The sequence below is a fragment of the Paractinoplanes rishiriensis genome (genome assembly GCF_016862375.1).
GTDB classification, from domain to species: domain Bacteria; phylum Actinomycetota; class Actinomycetes; order Mycobacteriales; family Micromonosporaceae; genus Actinoplanes; species Actinoplanes rishiriensis.
In genome coordinates, this window is the sequence record NZ_BOMV01000080.1 from 65,340 (window position 1) to 83,989 (window position 18,650).

The following is an 18,650-nucleotide window of genomic DNA, read 5'->3' on the forward strand; positions in this document are numbered from 1 at the left end:
GGCGTGACTTCGCCCCTGATGCTCGGAAACCACGTGGTGCACCCGCCGGTCGTGCTCGCGCCGATGGCCGGGATCACCAACGTGGCGTTCCGGCGGCTGTGCCGCGAGCAGGGTGGCGGGGTCTACGTCTGCGAGATGATCACCACGCGCGCGCTGGTGGAGCGGATTCCCAAGACGCTCAAGATGATCGCGTTCGCCGAGGACGAGGACTTCCGCAGCCTGCAGCTGTACGGGGTCGACCCGGCGGTGACCGCGGCGGCGGTGCGGATGGTGGGCGAGGACGGCCTGGCCGACCACATCGACCTGAACTTCGGCTGCCCGGTGCCCAAGGTGACCCGGCGCGGCGGCGGTTCGGCACTTCCCTGGCGGCGCCGGCTGTTCGGGCAGATCGTGGGGCAGGCGGTGGCGGCCGCGCGACCGTTCGGCATCCCGGTGACGATCAAGATGCGCAAGGGCATCGACGACAACCATCTGACGTACGTCGAGGCCGGCCTGGCCGCGCAGGAGGCGGGAGTGGCCGCGGTGGCCCTGCACGCGCGCACCGCCGAGCAACGTTATTCGGGCCGTGCCGACTGGGACGCGATCGCCACCCTGAAACAGGCCCTGGACGTGCCGGTGCTGGGCAACGGCGACATCTGGGAGGGCTCGGACGCGCTGCGCATGGTCGAGCAGACCGGCTGCGACGGCGTCGTGGTGGGCCGCGGCTGCCTGGGCCGGCCGTGGCTGTTCGCCGACCTGGAGGCGGCGTTCACCCAGGGTGCCGGTTACCGGCCGGTGCTGCCGGCCCTCGGCGAGGTCGCCAAGATCATGTCTCGGCACGCCGAGCTGCTGGTCGACGCGCTCGGCGACGAGCGGCACGGCTGCGCCGACTTCCGCAAGCACGTGGCCTGGTATCTGAAGGGCTTCCCGGTCGGCGGCGACCTGCGCCGCAGCCTCGCGATGATCTCGTCGCTGGCCGAACTGGACGACCTGCTCGAGCTACTCGACCCGGGGGTGCCGTTCCCGGCCGAGGCGCTGGGCCAGCCGCGTGGCCGGGTCAACTCACCCGGCAGGGTCTCGCTGCCCTACGGCTGGTTGGACAGCCGGGACGACGAGACCGTGCCGGAGGGTGCCGAGTCCGACGACTCGGGCGGCTGAATCAGTAGGGCTGAATCAGTAGGGCTGAATCAGTAGGGCTGCGGATTCTTTTGGCCGCCGCCGAACGTCTCCAGCAGGATCTCGCGTTCGCCGTCGGTCAGGTTGGTGCTGATCAGCTTGCTGTGCAGGCCGAAGCCGTGGAAGCGCTCGCCCAGCCGGTCCAGGTTGCCGGCGTCGGTGACCAGGAACAGCGCGGACGTGCCCTCGGTGACCTCGGTGCGGATCCGCTCGAGTTCCTCCTTACGGATGCCGGAGTCCTCGGTGGCTTTGCTGAGCGCGCCCAGCCCGGCACCGACCGCACCACCGACCAGCGGAACCAGGAAGAGCGTGCCGCAGAGCAGGCCCCAGAGAGCACCCCAGCCGGCGCCACGCCACACCCCGTCGTGCCCGTGCAGCCGGGTCGGCTGGGACGCGCCCTCCGGCCAGATCACCGCCGCATGGTCGAGGATCTTGACGAGGCCCTCGGATTCGGCCCGGCGGAGTTGGTCGGTGGCACGTTCGGCGCCGTCGGCGCTGTCGAACTTCCACACCGTGAAGGTGGTCATGTCGGACTCCTCGGTGACGACTGAGTGCCATCGTCCGGATCGGCCGGGCCCGGCCCCTCATCCTTGGCGGGCGAATTCCGGCCGGGTGAGCGGGGGCCGGCGAGGAGCGCGGTCAGCAGCAACGGCAGGGCGCACATGGCGAACAGCACCGGCAGCGGCAGGGCCAGCGCGAACCAGGCGTACAGGCCGACCGCGAAGACCTCGGCGGCGAATCCGCTGACCGAGAGCACGGTGCTGCGGGCCCGGCCGGTGATCTCGTCCTGCAGGCGGGTCTCGGCCCGCACCATGCCGAATTGGAGCAGCCCGAACGCGGCCGACACGGCGACCATGCCGGCCAGCGGCGGCACCAGGGCGCCGGCCGCGAGCAGGGCGGCGGCCATGGCGGTGGCGACGGGCAGCAACACCGGGCGGGCCGCCGACTCCCGGCCGGCCAGCGAACTGCCGGCCGCCATGGCCAGCGCGGTCACGGCGTAGACCAGGGGCACCGCGACGGTCGGCGCACCCTTCTCCCGGGCGAGCAGCGGGAGGTATTCGTCCAGCGCGCTGAACCCGGGCAGCAGCGCGGCGATCGCCACGGCCCGCAGCACGCGCCGGTTGCGGGTGGCGTCGCGCACGCCGGAGCGCAGGAGCGCCAGGTAACCGCCGTCGCCGTCGTCGCCGCCCGGTGGCGTACGGCCAGACTCGGGAAGGCCGAGCGCGAGCAGCCCACCCAGGGTGACCGTCGCGATGCTCACGACGCCCACCAGCAGATAGCCGCCCGCCGCGAAGGCCGGCGTCGCGAGCAGCGTCGCGGCGAGCATGGCGAGGATCGCGACCGTGCCACCGCGACCGGCGATCCGGGCGTAGTCGGCGGACCGGCCCTCGGCGTCGAGTTCGTCGTAGAGCAGCGCCTCGAGCGACCCGGACGACAGCGAACCGCCCAGGCCCCAGAGCACGAAACCCAGCGCGAAGCCGGTGAACGTCGGCCAGATCAGCCACAGGGCGTAGCCGGCCGCGGTGAGGACCTCACCGATCGCGTAGAGGCGGCGGCGGGACCAGGCGTCGGCGAGCGCGCCCGAGGGCACCTCGAAGGCGAACGCCACCACCGACCAGATCGCGAACAGCGTGGAGATCTGCGCGGTGGAGAGACCGGCGTCGGCGAACAGCAGCGCGTAGACCGGGTAGAGGAGAACGCCCTCCGAGCAGGCCCGGACGGCGTAATAGCGTCGTGTTCAGCGTCAAACCGGGTGCATGGATTTATCCAAGCACCCTGGTCAAGCCAATTCCGCCCGGTCGGCGGCGGCCCGGCCGGACTCCCACCCCTCCAGGCTGTCGACCCGCGAGCCGCGGGCCCGGACCGTGCGCGGGAACGCCTTGGTCATCGCCTCGCGCACCTGCAGGTCGCGCCCGCGCAGCACCGGCAGCAGATCGCCGGCGGCCTGGGCGATCTCGTGCTGGGTGGCCCGGCTCAGCCGTTCCGCGATGCGGCTCGCGTACGCGATCAGGAAGCTGCGCCGGAACGCCTTGATCCGCGCCTTGCCCTTGGCCGGCTCCTCGGCCGCCATCGCCCGGTTGGCCTGCACCAGTAGCGAGGTGTGCAGCAGCTCGACGCCGTCGATGTCGGCGTCGAACCCGAAAACGGTCGAGAAGGCGAGCTCCGGCGACCACACGGTGTGACAGTGGTTGGCCCGGGCGACGGCGTCGAGCAGGCTGGCTTTCTCGCTCTCGTACGGGTGATCCACGCCGACCCGCCGGGCCAGCGGCACCACCTCCGGCCCCGCGGCCCGCACCTCCTCGATGCTGTGCCGGGCGATCAGTTCCTGTGCTTTGGCCGAGTACGCCTCGGCCTCGGCCGGAAAGTCGGTGGACTCGGCCTTGGCGAGCAGCGCCCGAACCCGGTCGAGGATGCGCGAGTCGGCGCCGCGGTGCACGGTGACCAGCGGACTGCCGGGCGGCGGCACGAGGATCTCGATGCGCGGCAGTTTGCGCAGCGCGAGCAACAGACCGAGCCGGGCGTCGAGCAGCCGGACGCGATCGGCCCGGCCGCGGCTGGGGCGGGTGAGGTCGCCGGCCTGCGCCCGCCAGCGCGGGTCGATCTCGGGGAACCGGGTGAGATAGCCGCGCAGGACGTCGGCGATGAGCTGCCCATGGAGCGGGTCACCGAGGCGCGCGACGACGCGGTGCAACTCGGCGGGCTGCCAGCCACCCTGCACGAGCCGCTCCACGCCGGCGTCGAGAGCGCCGCCCAGCGCGGCGTCGGCGTCACCCGCGGGAGCCACGGTGAGCGCGTCCAGGCCGTCCTCGTAGCTCAGCGTCCCGTGCTGAACCGCCTCGATGATCGCCGCAATCGACATCATGCCGACGGGGTGGTCCAGAGAGCGGAGATGGGCAGTGCGACCAGGCCGTCACCGAAGCTGAGCGACTCGGCGCCGCAGTAGAGCACGTAGCCGGCTCGGAAGCGCGCACCGAGGCGGCGCTGCAGCAGCCGGACCCCCCGGAAGTCCTCTGACCTGATGGTCTCGGCGGACTTCACCTCGATGGCGATGATCTCGCCTGCATTCTCGATCAGGCGTCCGCTCGACGTATCGGGCGCGGCTCCCGGTGCGAGGTGGCCGGCCAAGCCGGAGTCGAGAAACATCACCTTGGGTGTCGAAGTGGCGCGCGCCGTACGGTTCGCCGACCAGGCAGGCACCAACTTGATGAGAAAGATGGTCTCGAGAATGCGCAGCCAGGTCCGGACAGTGGGCACCGTAATGCCGACGGCGCCCGCGAGCCGGCTCATATCGGCAAAGAATCTTGCACGGCGCCGGTCGTTGTCTCGGTGGACGGCCTCGGGGTAGCCGCCTCGCCGGGCGCGGGCCAGGTAATCCCGGCGCCCGAGTCCTGCCGCCTCGGCCCGCAGTTGTGCACCGTGCCGGAAAGCGGCCTGCACAAATCCGTCCGGCATGCCGTCGATCTCGCCTTGCGACAGCGGCCATAGTTCGATCGTCTCGGAACGTCCGGGGAGCGCGTCCGGCAGACTCCGCAGGGCGAGCAGCCGCGCCGAACCCGTCAGCAGGAACCTGCCGGGCCGCGGGTCGCGGTCCACGAGGTATTTGACTGCCAGCCACAGGTCGGGGACCCGTTGCACCTCATCGATGAGCATCAACCCGTCGTGCTGGAGGAACCCGACAGGGTCGGCGGCGGCGGCCCGGGTACCGGGGTTGTCGAGAAATCTGGCGACCGCGGCCGGCTGCTGTTTGCGTACCTCTTCGGCCAGCGTGCTCTTGCCGGACTGCCGGGCACCGTTGACGACCACCACTCGGGTGTCCGCCAATGCCTCCTCGATGAGGCGCGCGGCGTGGCGCGGGAAGTACTGGCTGGCGTGACGCACCCGCCACCGGCAAGGAAGGGCCGCCCGGGGCGGCCCTTCGCTCACTCGGTTGGTCAGCAACCCGGCAGGCGCTTGATCAGGTAGTCCTCGATCTGGTCGAGGGCTACCCGCTCCTGCTTCATGGTGTCGCGGTCGCGCACCGTCACCGCGTCGTCGGTCAGGGTGTCGAAGTCGACCGTGACGCAGAACGGGGTGCCGATCTCGTCCTGGCGGCGGTAGCGGCGGCCGATCGCCTGCGAGTCGTCGAACTCGACGATCCAGCGCTTGCGCAGCGTGTCGGCCAGGCCGCGGGCCTTCGGCGACAGCTCCGGGTTACGCGACAGCGGCAGCACCGCGACCTTGATCGGGGCCAGCCGCGGGTCGAACCGCATGACCGTGCGCTTGTCGACGCCGCCCTTGGTGTTCGGGGCCTCGTCCTCGTCGTACGCCTCGAGCAGGAAGGCCAGCACCGCACGCGTCAGACCGGCGGCCGGCTCGATCACGTACGGGACCCACCGCTCTTGCTTCTCCTGGTCGAAGTAGGACAGGTCGACACCGGAGTGCTTGGAATGCGTGCTGAGGTCGAAGTCGGTGCGGTTGGCGATGCCCTCGAGCTCGGCGAACTCGGTGCCGCCGAACTGGAAGCGGTACTCGATGTCGACGGTCCGCTTCGAGTAGTGCGAGAGCTTCTCCCTGGGGTGCTCGTAGTACCTCAGGTTGGTCTCGGACAGGCCGAGCCCGAGGTACCAGTTCCAGCGCTCCTGGAGCCAGTACTCGTGCCACTTCTCGTCGCTGCCGGGCTCGACGAAGAACTCCATCTCCATCTGCTCGAACTCGCGCGTACGGAAAATGAAATTGCCCGGGGTGATCTCGTTGCGGAAGCTCTTGCCGATCTGCGCGATGCCGAACGGCGGCTTCTTGCGGGCCGCGGTGGCCACGTTGTTGTAGTTGACGAAGATGCCCTGCGCCGTCTCGGGCCGCAGGTAGTGCAGGCCCTCGGCGCTCTCGGTGGGGCCGAGGTAGGTCTTCATCAGGCCGTTGAACATCTTGGGCTCGGTGAAGGTGCCCTTGTTGCCGCAGTTCGGGCAGTTCAGCTCCTGCAGCGAGGACGGCAGCGAGCCGTGCTTGGCTTCGTATGCCTCCTCGAGGTGGTCGGCGCGGAACCGCTTGTGGCAGGACTGGCACTCGGTCAGCGGGTCGACGAACGCGTCCAGATGCCCGGACGCGGCCCACACGTCGCGAGCCAGGATGACGGCGGAGTCGAGGCCGACGATGTCGTCCCGCTGCTGCACCATGGCGCGCCACCACTGGCGGCGGACGTTCTCCTTCAGCTCCACGCCCAGCGGACCGTAGTCCCAGGCCGAGCGGGTGCCCCCATAGATCTCGCTGGAGGGGAAGACGAAGCCGCGGCGCTTGGCCAGGCTGACGACGGCGTCGATACGGTCGGCGGGCATGTTCCTCCTACGCCGGCTGGGTGTCGGCGGGGACCTCGAAGTAAGTTCAGGACAAACAGCGAGATTACTCCCCGAGGTTGCACACCTCGAAGGCGCCCGTGTCCGGGTCCTGTCCGAGGTACGCCTCCAACTCGGTGACGTCGCCGTCGGCGTAGGTGGCCTCCACCGGGACGGAGAGCGTGATCAGGGCGAACTCGCCGATCTCGTACGTCTCGATGGGCTTCTCGGCCGAGACCCGCTCGCGGAACTCGCCGGCGGTCTCGTCCTGTTGGGCCTGCTCGCAGAGCAACTCGTAGGCGCGGTCGTAACGCTTGTCGTGCAGGGCGTCGAGATAACCGCTCACGGCCGCCTCGGCCCGCTCCTGCAGCGCGCCCTCGGACGACGCGAACACCCCGATCGCCGCGGCGATGCCCCCGCCGCAGACCAGCACCAGCACGCCCGCCCCGATCGACAGGCTCAGCCAGAGCCGCTTGCCCCGGCCCTCGACGGGCGGCGCCGGGAACGGCGGATGGACGCCGGGGCCCTGCGGTGGCGGCGGAATGTGAGGGGCCGTCGACATACCGCCAGACTAGCCGTCAGCGCCAGGGCTCGGCCGCCCGGTCACTGGCGGTCACGACCACCGCGCCGCCGGGCTCGGCGCTCGCCAGCGTCTCGAACGCGGACGGCGCGTCCACCGACTCGGACAGCAGCGGGGTCGCGTGCACCTTGACGTCGTATCCGCCCAGCGCACGCCGGTAGGCTCCGACGGACTCCCACTCGGTCACCAGGGTCCAGTGGGCGGGGTCGTCGAGCGCGCGGGTGAGCCGGCCGGAGAGATATCCGGGCCGCTCGGCCAGGGCGGTCAGTGCGGCGTGCGCGCGCAGCACGAAGCCGTCCTGCGTGTCCGGCGGCACCACGAAGCGGTTGAGCACGAGCATGCGATGAGCGTACGCAGCACTAGGAGGCACCCGGTGACCCCGTCCGACAACATGCTGCGCCGGTTGGCCAGGGTCAACCCGACCACGGCCTTCATCGTGGCGCTGGCACTGATGCTGGCTGGAGTGTTCCTCCCCGGGATCGTCGGCGCCGCCCTGCTGTTCGTGCTGGCCGGCGGTCTGGCCGCGCTCACCTGGACGACCTGGCCGGTGCAGTCGCCGTCGACCCGGGTGCTGCGGATCGTGATGCTCGGCCTGCTGCTGGCCGCGGTGGTCGCGAAAGCGTGGTGACCCATGCGCTTTTGACAATCATTGTCATTATCGGGGACAGTGGATGCTATGCCCCGCCGTCACGCCTCCGCAGCCGCCGCCGTCGCCCTCCTCACCCTCGCCTCCGTGGCCGCCTGCGGTGACGGCAACAACGCCGCCGCCGACGACGGCAAGCTCACCGTGGTGACCGCGTTCTACCCGCTCCAGTTCCTCAGCGAGCGGATCGGCGGCGACGCGGTCGCGGTCAGCAACCTCACCAAGCCGGGCACCGAGCCGCACGACGTCGAGCTCAACCCGCGCCAGGTCGGCGAGGTGGCCAACGCGAAGCTCGTCGTACACCTGCATGGTTTTCAGCCGGCGGTGGACGCCGCGGTCGAGCAGGAGGCCAAGGACCGCGCGTTCGACGCGGCCACCGTGGTCGAGATGCTGCCGATGTCGGCCGACAAGCACGCCGGCGAGGAGGACGGCGCGCACGCCGGGGAAGAGGAGGCGCACGGCGGCACCGACCCGCACGTCTGGCTCGACCCGGTCCGGTACGCCACCATCGCCGACCGGCTGGCCGAGCGGCTCGGCCAGGCCGACCCGGCGCACGCCGCCGACTTCACCGCCCGCGCCGCCGCCCTGCACACCGAACTCGACCAGCTCAACGCCGAGTACGCCAAGGCGCTCACCACCTGCCAGCGGCGCGAGCTGGTGACCAGCCACACCGCATTCAACTACCTGGCCAGCCGGTACCAGCTCACCCAGGTCGGGATCACCGGCATCACCGGAGAGGACGAGCCGTCGCCGCAGCGGCTGGCCCGGGTGGCCGCCGAGGCCCGCGAGCACGGCGCCACCACGATCTACTTCGAGACGCTGGTCAGCCCGAAGGTGGCCGAGACCATCGCGCGCGAGGTCGGCGCCCAGACCGCGGTGCTCGACCCGCTGGAGGGGCTGACCGGCACCGGCAGCGACTATTTCTCCGTTATGCGGGCTAACCTGGCCGCACTCACCACGGGACTGGGGTGCAGCACATGACCGTTGTCGCAGTGCGCCGCCTGGCCGTCGGATACGACGGCCAGGCGATTCTGCATGACGTCTCGCTGGCCGTCGCGGCCGGCGAGATCGTGGCGATTCTGGGCGCCAACGGGTCCGGCAAGTCGACCCTGATCCGCTCCATCCTGGGCCTGGTGCCGGCGGCCCGCGGCGAGATCGAGCTGTTCGGCACCGAGCAGCGCCGGTTCCGCGACTGGGCCCGGGTCGGTTACGTGCCGCAGCGGCTCGGCGCCGGCAGCGGCGTGCCGGCCACCGTCGGCGAGGTGGTCGCGTCCGGCCGGCTGGCCCGCCGCGGCATCTTCCGGCCGTCCCGCGCCGCCGACCGGGAGGCGATCCGCGAGGCGCTCACCGACGTGGGCCTGCTCGACCGGATCGGCGACCCGGTCACCACCCTGTCCGGCGGCCAGCAGCAGCGCACGCTCATCGCCCGGGCCCTGGCCGGCCGGCCCGACCTGCTGGTGCTCGACGAGCCGACGGCCGGCGTCGACGCCGCGAGCCAGGAGGCGTTCGCCAAGGCGCTGGGCCGGTTCGCCGCGGCCGGTGGCACGATCCTGCTGGTCGCGCACGAACTCGGCCCGCTGCGACCGCTGATCGACCGGGCCGTGGTGGTGCACGAGGGGCGGATCGCGTACGAGGGGGAACCGCCCGAGCCGGCCGGGCACCACGCCGAGCCGGGACACGACCACGTGCACCCGCACGCCGCGCCGGTCGTCGCCGGCATCTGCGAATGGGCACCCACCGAGTAATGGCCCGTCCGACCGCCCCGCCGCCACCCTTGAAAGGACTGAAGTCTCATAGATCTTTTCCAGTACGACTTCATGCTGCGCGCGCTGATCGGCGCGCTGGTCATCGGGCTCGCCGCGCCGTCCCTCGGCGTCTACCTCGTGCAGCGCCGCTTGTCGCTGATCGGCGACGGGATCGGGCACGTGGCGCTCACCGGCGTCGGCGTGGGCCTGCTGCTCAACCAGTCCCCCGTGCTCACCGCCGTGGTGGTGGCGGCAGTCGGCGCGATCGGCATTGAGCTGATCCGGGAGCGCGGCCGCACCTCCGGCGACCTGGCGCTGGCGCTGCTGTTCTACGGCGGCATCGCGGGCGGCGTGGTGCTCGTCGGGCTCTCCGACGACAGCAGCAACGCGAGCCTGATGCAGTACCTGTTCGGCTCGCTGATCACCACCTCGCCGCAGGACATCGTGGTGATCTGCGTGCTGGGCGTGGCGGTGCTGGTGGCGATGACCGTGTTCCGGCCGGCGCTGTTCGCGGTCTGCAACGACGAGGAATACGCGAAGGTCAGCGGCCTGCCGGTGCGCACGCTCAACCTGCTGATGTCGGTGACCACCGCGGTGACCGTGACGATCGCCATGCGTACGGTCGGATTGTTGTTGGTCTCGGCTTTGATGGTGGTGCCGGTGGCCGCCGCCCAGCAGGTGACGCGCGGGTTCCGCAGCACCATGGCGCTGGCCATGGCGATCGGCCTGGTCGCCGCGGGAGCCGGCGTGGTGGTCTCCGCCGAGATCGACACCGCGCCCGGCGCCACCACCGTGATCGTCGCTCTGGTGATCTTCATGGGCATCGCGGCCGGCGGCGCTGCCCGGCGCGCCCTGCGGCGCACCCGGCACCAGCCGCGGGAGGTGGAGCCGCCGGATGTCGTGTTGCAGGCCTGAGCTGATGTTCGCGATACGGTGGGCGCAGCGATGACGACGACGTCCGGATATGAGGCCTACGAGTCGGCCGGGGAGCTGCTCCGCGCCCTGTCCGCGCCGATCCGTGTCGCCATAGTCGCCGAGCTCGGCGTGGGAGAACGCTGTGTGCACGAGCTCGTGGAAAAGCTGGGCGCACCCCAGCCCCTGGTGTCACAGCACCTGCGCGTGCTGCGCGGCGCCGGGGTGGTTCGGGGTGCGCGCCGCGGCCGCGAGATCGCATACTCCCTGGTGGACGACCACGTCGCGCACATCGTCGCGGACGCCGTGAGTCATGCCAGGGAGGTACGAGGGTGAACGCCGAGACGACCGCGCAGCGGAACACGAAACAGCGCAGTGCGGTCAGCGCAGTGCTCGACGACGCCAAGGGCTTCAACAGCGCCCAGGATCTGCACGCCATGCTGCGCGAGCGGGGTGAACGGGTCGGCCTCACCACGGTCTACCGCACCCTGCAGGGACTGGCCGACGCCGGCGAGATCGACGTGATGCGCCCGCCCGGCGGCGAGCACCTCTACCGGCGGTGCAGCCAGGGCCACCACCACCATCTGGTGTGCCGGTCGTGCGGGCGCGCGGTCGAGGTGGAGGGCCCGGCCGTGGAGTCGTGGGCCGACCGGGTCGCGGCCCAGCACGGCTATGTCGACGTGTCGCACACCATGGAGATCTTCGGCACCTGCCCGGACTGCGCCGCCAAGCGGTAGCCCGCGCCACGTGCGACCCTGAGCGTCGTGAAGCTCTATGCCGAACGGCTGCCCGCCGCGCTCAGCCAGCTGCTGACCGACATCGTCGTGGTGATCTGGGTCTACCTGTGGATCCGGGCCGGCCTCTGGGTGCACGACATGGTGCAGAAACTTGCCGTGCCGGGGCAGAAACTCGAGGACGCGGGCGGCGGCATCGCGGCCAACCTGGCCGACGTCGGCGGCCGGGTTAGCGGCGTTCCGCTGGTCGGCGACCAGCTGGTCAAGCCGTTCAACGGCGCCGCGTCGGCGGCCCGGGCGCTGGCCGACGCCGGCCGGGAGCAGCAGGAGATCGTCGACCAGATGGCGCTGCTGCTCGCGGTACTCGCGGTGTCCGTGCCGATGGCCCTGGTGCTGGTCCTCTGGCTGCCGCTGCGGGTGCGCTGGATGCGGCGGGCCGGCGTCGCCGCCGCGGTGCGGGGCGAGCCGGCCGGCCGCGACCTGCTGGCGTTGCGGGCCCTGGCCGGCCAGCCGCTGAACGAGCTGGCCAAGCTGGGCCCGGACATCGCGCAGAGCTGGCGCAACGGCGACGCCGAGGCGGTCGACGCGCTGGCCGCGCTGGAGCTCAGACGGCTTGGCCTGACGGGGTCCGGTCGTCGTCGCTGACCCGGTTCTGGCGGGGCAGGTCGGCGCCGGCTTCCTCGTCCTCCTCCTCCTCGTCGTCCTCGTCGATCCAGTTGTGCCGGTACATCGGGATGCCGGCCCAGAACACGATGAACCAGATGGCGGTGGCCCCGGTCAGCACGAGGGCCAACGGGAGGTTGAACAGGTAGTCGGTGATCAGCAGCACGCTGCTGACCATCGAGACCAGGATGAGGGCGAGGCCGCCGGTGGCCATCCGGTGCGCGTACCGGACCAGCTCCGGCTTGCGGCCCTGGCGGAACAGCGCGCGGTGGAACGCGACCGGCGCAATGATCATCGCAGTCGCGAACGCGGCCGAGAGCAACGCGACAATGTAGACGTCCTTCTGGAACGCGGTGACCCGCGGGAAACCGCTGCTGAACGGCAACGTCAGCAGGAAGGCGAACAGGATCTGAATACCGGTCTGCGCCACCCTGAGTTCCTGAAGCAGGTCGGCGAAATTCCGGTCCCAGCGTTGCTTCTCAGTTTCGCGGTGGCGGCGGTGGGGTTTCTCGGCGCTCATGCCGGTCGGAACTTCCCCAGTTCGATGATCGTCAAACGCCGACGATGCGCCCCAGGGCGGCGTCGGCCAGGGCCTCCGGAGCCTGTTCCGGGACCCAGTGGCTGATCCCGCGGAAGACGACCAGTTGGTAGTCGGCCTCGACCCAGTCGCGGGTGCGCAGGGCCGCGGTCCGCGCCACGCCGCCGTCGCGATCGCTCCAGACGTACGTGGTCGGCACCGTGATCACGCCGACCGGCGCGAGGTCCCTCGGATCGAAGGCGCGGTACCAGTTCAGGCCGCCGGTCAGCCGGCCCGGTTCGCGCATCGCCTCGACGTACAGCGCGGCGCGGTCGCCGATCGGCCGCAGCAGCGCGCGGAGCAGCACCGCGCCGGCGCCCAGCAACAAGCGCTCGGCCACCGACGACCGGAACAGACCGACGTAGGCGAACCGGGCGCGCTGGGTCGGGCGTACCCGCATCGCCAGTTGCAGCGCCCGCGGGTGCGGCACCGAGACCGCGGTGAGCGTGCGCACCCGCTCCGGGTGCAGCGCGGCCAGCATCCAGCCGACGCCCGCGCCCCAGTCGTGGCCGAGCACGTGCGCGGACTCCAGGCCGAGCGCGTCGAGCACCGCCACCGCGTCGGCGACCGGCTCGGTGATCCGGTAGTCGGCCACCTCGGCGGGGGTCGCGCCGGGTGAGCAGCCACGCTGGTTGAGGGCGTACGTGCGCAGCCCGGCCACGTGCAGCCGGGGCAGTAGGAGGTCGAACTCGCGGTGGTCCTGCGGGAACCCGTGCAGCAGCAGGACGGGCTGGCCGTCGGCCGGTCCGCCCTCGTACACGTCGAAGGTCAGGCCCCGCGCTTTGATCTCCGTCATGTGATCTGTCCCCCGAGCCGCCGCGGTGTTACGTTCATCGAACACAGTAATCCGACAGGGGAGCGCAAAGCGCTGAGAGTGTGGGGTAAAACCCGCAGACCCTCGTACCTGATCTGGGTAATGCCAGCGCAGGAAGTTCGGTCTTCTCCAGCCACGTCGTGAGCGGCGTGCGTCTCCTCCCGGCGTCCACTGGGAGGCAAATCAATGACAACCAAACCAAGCTGGCGAACGATTGACATCGTGATCGCCTCGATCATCGCGGTCGCGTTCGGCGTCATCTTCTGGGCCTGGGGCCTGCTCTGGAACGGCCCGGCGGACGCCATCCCGCTGCCCGGCCGCGCCGTGCTCTACGGCATGTGGCTGGTGCCGGCCGTGCTCGGCGCGCTGGTGGTGCGCAAGCCGGGTGCCGCCCTCTACACCCTCTCGCTGGCCTCGCTGGTGTCGGTGGCGATCGGCACCAGCTGGGGCTGGACGCTGGTGATCCAGGGCCCGCTTGAGGCGCTCGGTGCCGAACTGGTCTTCGCCGCGTTCGCCTGGAAGGTCTACCGGCTGCCGGTGGCCGCCCTGGCCGCGGTGGTGGCCGGCGTGGTAGCCGCGGTGTACGACGCGTTCGTCTGGTACCCGGACACCTCGTGGGCCACCCTGCGTCTCCCGTACATCGGACTCACCGCGCTGTCCGCCCTGGTGATTGCCGGCTTCGGCAGCGTCGTCCTGGTCCGCGCGCTCGCCCAGACCGGAGTTCTGGACCGGTTCCCGGCGGGCCGGTCGCGCGCGCTCGTGTGATCGGCTATTCAGGTAACCCATGAGCAAGGTCGTTCTGCGCGGCTTCGGGTGGCGGCACGCGGGCCGTCGCGCCTGGGCGGTCCGCGACGTCGACCTGGAGATCCAACACGGTGAGCGGGTGCTCCTGCTGGGTCCGTCCGGGGCCGGCAAGAGCACCCTGCTCGCCGCGCTGGCCGGCCTGCTCCCCGAGGACTCGGGCGAGTCGGCCGGCACGGTGCGGATCGACGGCCTGGACCCGCGCGCGGCCCGGGACCGGGTCGGCATCGTGTTCCAGGACCCGCAGACCCAGCTGGTGATGGCCCGCAGCGGCGACGACGTGGCGTTCGGCCTGGAAAATCGGGGCGTGCCGGCGGCCGGCATCTGGCCCCGGGTCAGCGACGCCCTCGACCGGGTGGGCTTCCCGTACCCGATCACCCGGCCCACCGCGGCCCTGTCCGGCGGCGAGGCGCAGCGGCTCGCCCTGGCCGGCGTGCTGGCGCTGCGGCCCGGCCTGCTGCTGCTCGACGAGCCGACCGCCAACCTCGACCCGGCCGGCGCCGACCTGGTCCGGGACGCCATCGTCCGGGGATCCGGCGAACATACGCTGATCCTGGTGGAGCACCGGGTCGCCGAGGCACTACCGCTGATCGACCGGGTGGTGGTGCTCGAGCCGGGCGGCGGGGTCCGGGCCGACGGGGCACCCGAGATGATCTTTGCCGCGTACGGGGACCGGCTGGCCGCCGACGGCGTCTGGGTGCCCGGTTTCGCGATCCCGCCGCTGAAGTCGCCGGTCGCCGTCACCGAGGAGGTGTGCCGGGCCGAGCAGGTCGCGGCCGGACAGCGGCTGGCCCCGGTGTCGATGCGCGTCGGCGCCGGCGAGGTGCTGGCCGTCACCGGCCCGAACGGAGCCGGCAAGTCGACGCTGGCGCTGTTGCTCGGCGGCCTGCTCGCGCCCACCGGCGGGTCGATCCGCGCGTTCGGCGACGACAAGCCGCCGCACCGCTGGCGAGCCACCGACCTCACCCGCCGGATCGGGTCGGTGTTCCAGAACCCCGAGCACCAGTTCGTGACCACCCGGGTCGCCGACGAGCTGGCGGTCGGGCCGCGGCGCCTGGGCCGGCCGGCCGCCGAGATCGCCGAGACCGTGGACGCGCTGCTGGACCGGCTGCGCCTGACCCGGCTCGCGCAGGCCAACCCGTACACCCTCTCCGGGGGTGAGGCCCGCCGCCTGAGCGTGGCCACCGCGCTGGCCACCGCGCCGCGCCTGCTGGTGCTCGACGAGCCGACCTTCGGCCAGGACCGGCGCACCTGGATCGAGCTGGTCACGCTGCTGGCGACGCTGCGCGACGAGGGTCACGCGGTGGTGGCGGTGACCCACGACGACGACTTCGTGCAGGCGCTGGCCGACCGCACGTTCCCGCTCGGCTCGCCCCGGCTGCCCGACCCGCTCCCCCGGCGGCGCCCGTCATGAATTTCACCATGGCTCCGGCGGGTAACCCGGCCGCACCCCTGGCCCGGCGCAACCCGGTGGCCAAGCTCGGCGCCGCGCTTCTGTTCACGCTGCCGCTGATCGCCACGGTCGACCCCCTGACCCCGGCGCTCGCGCTGCTCGTCGAACTGGCCGTGCTGCCGCTGTTCGGGGTTTCCTACGCGACCGCCGGCCGCCGGTCGCTGCCGCTGCTAACCGCGGCGGCCGGCATCCTGGTCACCATGGTGCTGTTCGCGGCCGAGCGCACCGGCCCGCTGCTGGTCGGCCTCGGCCCGTTCGACATCACCACCGGCGTGCTGATGTCGGCCCTGGGCCTGATCCTGCGCATCTTCGCGGTGGCCCTGCCCGGCGTGATCGTCTTTGCCACCACCGACCCCACCGACCTGGCCGACGCGCTGGTGCAGAACGCCAAGGTACCGCCGAGGTTCGCGATCGGCGCGCTGGCCGCGTTCCGCCTGCTGCCGCTGCTCGGCGCCGAGTGGCAACTGCTCACCCTGGCCCGCCGGGCCCGCGGCGTGGATGCCGGCCGCAACCCGGTGGCCAGGGTGCGGCTGTTCGGCGCGACCGCGTTCGCCCTGCTGGTCGGCGCGATGCGCCGCGGTGGCCGGCTCGCGGTGGCGATGGACGCGCGCGGCTTCGACTCGGGACATCCGCGCACGTACGCCCGCAAGCAGTCGTTCACCCGAGCCGACGCGCTCCTGATGGCCGGTGCCGCCGCCCTGGCCGCCGTGACGATCGCCACCACGGTGGCGCTGGGCCTGTTCCGCCCGATCCTCGGCTGAACTCCTAGGCTGGTCGGATGTCGCGTGCCACCCTGCAGTCGATGCTGGCCGAGGCGCGGAGCGGGATCCTGCTGTTCGGGATTCTGCCGCCGCGCCTCAGCGAGACCCCCGAGCGGGTCCGGGAGATCACCGGGATCACCCTCGGCCGGTTGTCCGGGATCGATCTGGACGGCCTGATCCTGTACGACATCGACGACGAGTCGGACCGCAATCCGGAGCAGCGGCCGTTCCCGTACCTGCCCACCCTGGACCCGGTCGAGTACCACGACGCGCACCTCGGCGCCTGGGACCGCCCGGCGATCATCTACCGCTGCATCGGCAAGTACACCGAGGACGACCTGCGTTCCTGGCTCGCGACCACCGACCCGAGCCGGGTGCTGAGCGTCTTCGTCGGCGCCTCGTCGGGCGACAAGCCGGTCAACACCACGCTGCGGCGCGCGCAGGAACTCCGCGCCGAGACCCGGCCCGACCTGTCGCTCGGCGCCGTGGTCATCCCCGAGCGGCACGCCCGTACCGGCGACGAGCACCTGCGCATGCTGACCAAGCAGGAGCGCGGCTGCGGCTTCTTCATCTCCCAGGTGATCTATCACGCCGGCGCGACGAAGGACCTGCTCAGCGACTACTTCTACACCTGTCGCGAGCGCGGCGTCGCACCCCGCCCGGTGATCTTCACGCTGTCGATCTGCAGTTCGCCCAAGACGCTGGAGTTTCTCAAGTGGTTGGGCGTGGACGTGCCGCGCTGGCTGCACAACACGCTGGTGCACGCGCCCGACCCGCTGGCCGAGTCATACCGGGAGAGCCTCGCGATCGCCCGCGACCTCAAGGCCTTCTGCGAACGCCTGGGAATCCCGTACGGCTTCCACGTGGAGAGCGTGTCGATTCGCAAGGTCGAGATCGAGGCAGCGGTACGCCTGGCCGGCGAACTGGCCAGTCTGCTGCGCCCGCTCAGTCCGGTGGGAACAGCGTGAACGCCGGCGCCATCAGCAGGTCGATCAGCTGGTCGACGCTGAGCGCCAGGTCGTCGCGGCCCAGCCGGCGATCGCCGGCGCTGCCGGCCTGACCGGTCGGTGCCGGCGGTGCGGGCAGCGCGTTCGAGGCGGACGCGAACGCCATCGTGTCACCCCGGAAGACGGTTATGTTGACGAGCCGCACCCCGGAGTCCTGCCGGACGTCCAGCACGATGATGGCCTCCCCGTTCGGCCCCCTACGGACCGTGCACGGCGGGCCATCACAGTTCGCGACGTTCTCCGCCTCCGTGCTGGCCCTGGCCCACATCCCGAAGGCGATCTCACCCACCCCACGCTCGTCGCTGACGACCGCCGACGCACTGATCGCCGGTGGCGTGGTCTCGGCGGGGTACGCCTCCAGCGGCACCGTGCCGGCGGGGGTCGACTCGGATCGGTAGTAGTCCGCACCCGGGAGCAGCGGCGGCACCGCCCCGGCCAGGTAGCAGCTGAGCCGCGCGGCCGCGTGCTCGGCCGGCTCGGCCGGTATCCGGACCGGGTAGCCGTTCTTCTCGTTGGTGACGGTCGTCGGCGCCTGCGTCGGCGCGATCCGCAGTGCGGCCGTGCAGAACGGTCGCGGGTCGAGCTCCGCCCAGAACGCGCCGGCCAGGCGGTGCGGCGCCGGCCGGGTGCCGTCGTCCGGGCGTACCCCCATCATCCCCGCACCGGCCGCGACCATCGCGACCACCGCTCCCGCACCGCTTAGCGCGGCGGCCCGGCGCCGACGCCGGGCCCGTCGGCCCGCAGCACGCACGTCGGCGAGCCCGAAGCTCATCGGCGGTTCGTCCGAAATGTAGTCGTCGAGCATCCGGCGGATGTCCGTGTCCGGCATGGTCATACCTCCCCTGGTTGCTTGCTCATGGCGGCCCGGAGTGCTGCTATCCCCCGGGCGGACTGGCTCTTCACGGTGCCCTCGGCCACCTGGAGCAGCTCGGCGACCTCGGCGACGGGCAGGTCCTCGAGGTGCCGCAGCACGACCACGGCCCGTTGTTGCGGCGGAAGTTGCCGCAGCGCGTGACCGAGGTCCTCATGACTGTCGGCAACCGGCGCGGCCGACTCGGGCAGTTCCGCCACGACCTGCTCATGGCGGTGCTTGCGCAGGTGGGTCAGGTAACTGTTGATCAGAATCCGGCGCACGTACGCGTCGACCGCGGCGTCCCGGCGCACCCGCCGCCAGCGCGGATAGAGCTTCACAAAGGTGATCTGCACCAGGTCGTCGGCCGTATGCCAGCTGCCGCACAGCGCGTACGCGAGCCGCCGGACGACGCTCACCCGCGCAGCGAAGTACGCCGCGAACTCCGCTTCCAGTTCCGCCACGCCTGGTTAACCCAGCGGACCGGGCGAAAGGTTCAGCGGCCGCACAACTTTCCGGGTCGAGGAGTATCAGATCCTCGTCGGTGAGCCGAACAACTCGGCCGCCACCGCCAACGCCTCCTCATCAAGTTCAAGGGACGTCTTGCTCATCAGCGCCTCCACGGTTTCCCGCGTTTCAGCGGGGC

Annotated in this window: 22 protein-coding genes, 1 pseudogene and 1 riboswitch; of the genes and pseudogenes, 12 read left to right on the forward strand and 11 right to left on the reverse strand. The window is 71.4% G+C overall.

Going from position 1 to position 18,650, the window contains the following annotated elements; translation table 11 throughout:
• Positions 1 to 18 precede the first annotated feature (18 nt).
• On the forward strand, positions 19 to 1,137 hold the full coding sequence (dusB, locus tag Ari01nite_RS37905; protein ID WP_203787877.1) for a tRNA dihydrouridine synthase DusB: 1,119 nt from the start codon (positions 19 to 21) through the stop codon (positions 1,135 to 1,137).
• A gap of 29 nt (positions 1,138 to 1,166) precedes the next feature.
• On the opposite strand, the gene Ari01nite_RS37910 is transcribed toward dusB, so the two are convergent.
• The 7 genes and pseudogenes from Ari01nite_RS37910 to Ari01nite_RS37940 form a co-directional block, all read right to left on the reverse strand.
• Positions 1,167 to 1,682 (reverse strand): DUF1269 domain-containing protein, encoded by a 516-nt coding sequence (locus tag Ari01nite_RS37910; RefSeq protein WP_203787593.1) that lies wholly within the window; start codon positions 1,680 to 1,682, stop codon positions 1,167 to 1,169.
• Positions 1,679 to 2,839 (reverse strand): annotated as a pseudogene (locus tag Ari01nite_RS37915) (MFS transporter); the annotation flags it as partial. The pseudogene Ari01nite_RS37915 and the gene Ari01nite_RS37910, both read right to left, overlap by 4 nt.
• A 96-nt stretch (positions 2,840 to 2,935) precedes the next feature.
• Complete coding sequence (locus Ari01nite_RS37920; RefSeq protein WP_239163361.1) at positions 2,936 to 4,018, reverse strand: DUF2786 domain-containing protein; 1,083 nt, start codon at positions 4,016 to 4,018, stop codon at positions 2,936 to 2,938.
• Entirely contained in the window at positions 4,015 to 5,034 is a 1,020-nt protein-coding gene (locus Ari01nite_RS37925) for an ATP-binding protein (protein ID WP_203787596.1), read from the reverse strand. Before Ari01nite_RS37925 ends, Ari01nite_RS37920 begins: the two co-directional genes overlap by 4 nt.
• A gap of 53 nt (positions 5,035 to 5,087) precedes the next feature.
• On the reverse strand, positions 5,088 to 6,467 hold the full coding sequence (locus Ari01nite_RS37930; RefSeq protein WP_203787599.1) for a glycine--tRNA ligase: 1,380 nt from the start codon (positions 6,465 to 6,467) through the stop codon (positions 5,088 to 5,090).
• Positions 6,468 to 6,531: 64 nt separating this feature from the next.
• Positions 6,532 to 7,026, reverse strand: a complete 495-nt coding sequence (locus tag Ari01nite_RS37935) for a hypothetical protein (RefSeq protein WP_203787602.1) — start codon at positions 7,024 to 7,026, stop codon at positions 6,532 to 6,534.
• A 16-nt stretch (positions 7,027 to 7,042) separates the two neighbouring features.
• Positions 7,043 to 7,384: an antibiotic biosynthesis monooxygenase family protein gene (locus tag Ari01nite_RS37940; protein WP_203787604.1), complete on the reverse strand. Its 342-nt coding sequence runs from the start codon at positions 7,382 to 7,384 to the stop codon at positions 7,043 to 7,045.
• 33 nt (positions 7,385 to 7,417) lie between these two features.
• Between Ari01nite_RS37940 and Ari01nite_RS37945 the strand changes: the two genes are divergently transcribed.
• Genes Ari01nite_RS37945 through Ari01nite_RS37975 form a run of 7 tightly spaced genes read left to right on the forward strand, consistent with a single transcriptional unit; the run spans position 7,418 to position 11,723 of the window.
• Positions 7,418 to 7,672 carry a DUF6703 family protein gene (locus Ari01nite_RS37945; protein WP_203787606.1) on the forward strand — a complete coding sequence of 85 codons (255 nt, stop codon included), beginning with the start codon at positions 7,418 to 7,420 and terminating at the stop codon, positions 7,670 to 7,672.
• A gap of 48 nt (positions 7,673 to 7,720) precedes the next feature.
• Positions 7,721 to 8,668 carry a metal ABC transporter substrate-binding protein gene (locus Ari01nite_RS37950; RefSeq protein ID WP_203787609.1) on the forward strand — a complete coding sequence of 316 codons (948 nt, stop codon included), beginning with the start codon at positions 7,721 to 7,723 and terminating at the stop codon, positions 8,666 to 8,668.
• Positions 8,665 to 9,432, forward strand: coding sequence for a metal ABC transporter ATP-binding protein (locus tag Ari01nite_RS37955; protein ID WP_203787611.1), 768 nt, complete (start codon positions 8,665 to 8,667; stop codon positions 9,430 to 9,432). Before Ari01nite_RS37950 ends, Ari01nite_RS37955 begins: the two co-directional genes overlap by 4 nt.
• Before the next feature lie 48 nt (positions 9,433 to 9,480).
• Positions 9,481 to 10,347, forward strand: coding sequence for a metal ABC transporter permease (locus tag Ari01nite_RS37960; protein WP_203787883.1), 867 nt, complete (start codon positions 9,481 to 9,483; stop codon positions 10,345 to 10,347).
• 30 nt (positions 10,348 to 10,377) lie between these two features.
• Entirely contained in the window at positions 10,378 to 10,680 is a 303-nt protein-coding gene (locus Ari01nite_RS37965; protein ID WP_203787614.1) for an ArsR/SmtB family transcription factor, read from the forward strand.
• On the forward strand, positions 10,677 to 11,081 hold the full coding sequence (locus Ari01nite_RS37970; protein ID WP_203787617.1) for a Fur family transcriptional regulator: 405 nt from the start codon (positions 10,677 to 10,679) through the stop codon (positions 11,079 to 11,081). The genes Ari01nite_RS37965 and Ari01nite_RS37970 overlap by 4 nt, the downstream gene beginning before the upstream one ends.
• 27 nt (positions 11,082 to 11,108) lie before the next feature.
• The gene (locus Ari01nite_RS37975) at positions 11,109 to 11,723 is read left to right on the forward strand and encodes a hypothetical protein (protein WP_203787620.1); all 615 of its coding nucleotides are present in this window, start codon (positions 11,109 to 11,111) and stop codon (positions 11,721 to 11,723) included.
• Here the strand turns inward: Ari01nite_RS37975 and Ari01nite_RS37980 are convergent.
• Positions 11,683 to 12,261 (reverse strand): DUF6328 family protein, encoded by a 579-nt coding sequence (locus tag Ari01nite_RS37980; protein WP_203787623.1) that lies wholly within the window; start codon positions 12,259 to 12,261, stop codon positions 11,683 to 11,685. The two genes, Ari01nite_RS37975 and Ari01nite_RS37980, sit on opposite strands and share 41 nt — an antisense overlap.
• A gap of 31 nt (positions 12,262 to 12,292) precedes the next feature.
• A complete protein-coding gene (locus tag Ari01nite_RS37985) occupies positions 12,293 to 13,114 on the reverse strand; it encodes an alpha/beta fold hydrolase (RefSeq protein ID WP_203787625.1) in 822 nt (273 codons plus the stop codon).
• Positions 13,115 to 13,160: 46 nt separating this feature from the next.
• Positions 13,161 to 13,267, forward strand: a riboswitch (TPP riboswitch).
• 51 nt (positions 13,268 to 13,318) lie between these two features.
• On the opposite strand from Ari01nite_RS37985, the gene Ari01nite_RS37990 reads away from it, so the two are divergent.
• The 4 genes from Ari01nite_RS37990 to Ari01nite_RS38005 are packed head-to-tail and all read left to right on the forward strand — an operon-like array spanning position 13,319 to position 17,115.
• Positions 13,319 to 13,897: an ECF transporter S component gene (locus tag Ari01nite_RS37990; protein ID WP_203787627.1), complete on the forward strand. Its 579-nt coding sequence runs from the start codon at positions 13,319 to 13,321 to the stop codon at positions 13,895 to 13,897.
• A gap of 19 nt (positions 13,898 to 13,916) precedes the next feature.
• Positions 13,917 to 15,347, forward strand: a complete 1,431-nt coding sequence (locus Ari01nite_RS37995; RefSeq protein ID WP_203787630.1) for an ABC transporter ATP-binding protein — start codon at positions 13,917 to 13,919, stop codon at positions 15,345 to 15,347.
• Positions 15,344 to 16,147: an energy-coupling factor transporter transmembrane component T family protein gene (locus tag Ari01nite_RS38000; protein ID WP_239163362.1), complete on the forward strand. Its 804-nt coding sequence runs from the start codon at positions 15,344 to 15,346 to the stop codon at positions 16,145 to 16,147. The genes Ari01nite_RS37995 and Ari01nite_RS38000 overlap by 4 nt, the downstream gene beginning before the upstream one ends.
• Positions 16,148 to 16,164: 17 nt before the next feature.
• Positions 16,165 to 17,115 (forward strand): methylenetetrahydrofolate reductase, encoded by a 951-nt coding sequence (locus Ari01nite_RS38005; RefSeq protein ID WP_203787632.1) that lies wholly within the window; start codon positions 16,165 to 16,167, stop codon positions 17,113 to 17,115.
• Here Ari01nite_RS38005 and Ari01nite_RS38010 read toward each other — a convergent pair.
• Positions 17,093 to 17,983, reverse strand: a complete 891-nt coding sequence (locus Ari01nite_RS38010; RefSeq protein ID WP_203787635.1) for a hypothetical protein — start codon at positions 17,981 to 17,983, stop codon at positions 17,093 to 17,095. The genes Ari01nite_RS38005 and Ari01nite_RS38010 overlap by 23 nt on opposite strands.
• 2 nt (positions 17,984 to 17,985) lie before the next feature.
• A complete protein-coding gene (locus tag Ari01nite_RS38015; RefSeq protein ID WP_203787638.1) occupies positions 17,986 to 18,468 on the reverse strand; it encodes a SigE family RNA polymerase sigma factor in 483 nt (160 codons plus the stop codon).
• Between the last annotated feature and the right edge of the window lie 182 nt (positions 18,469 to 18,650).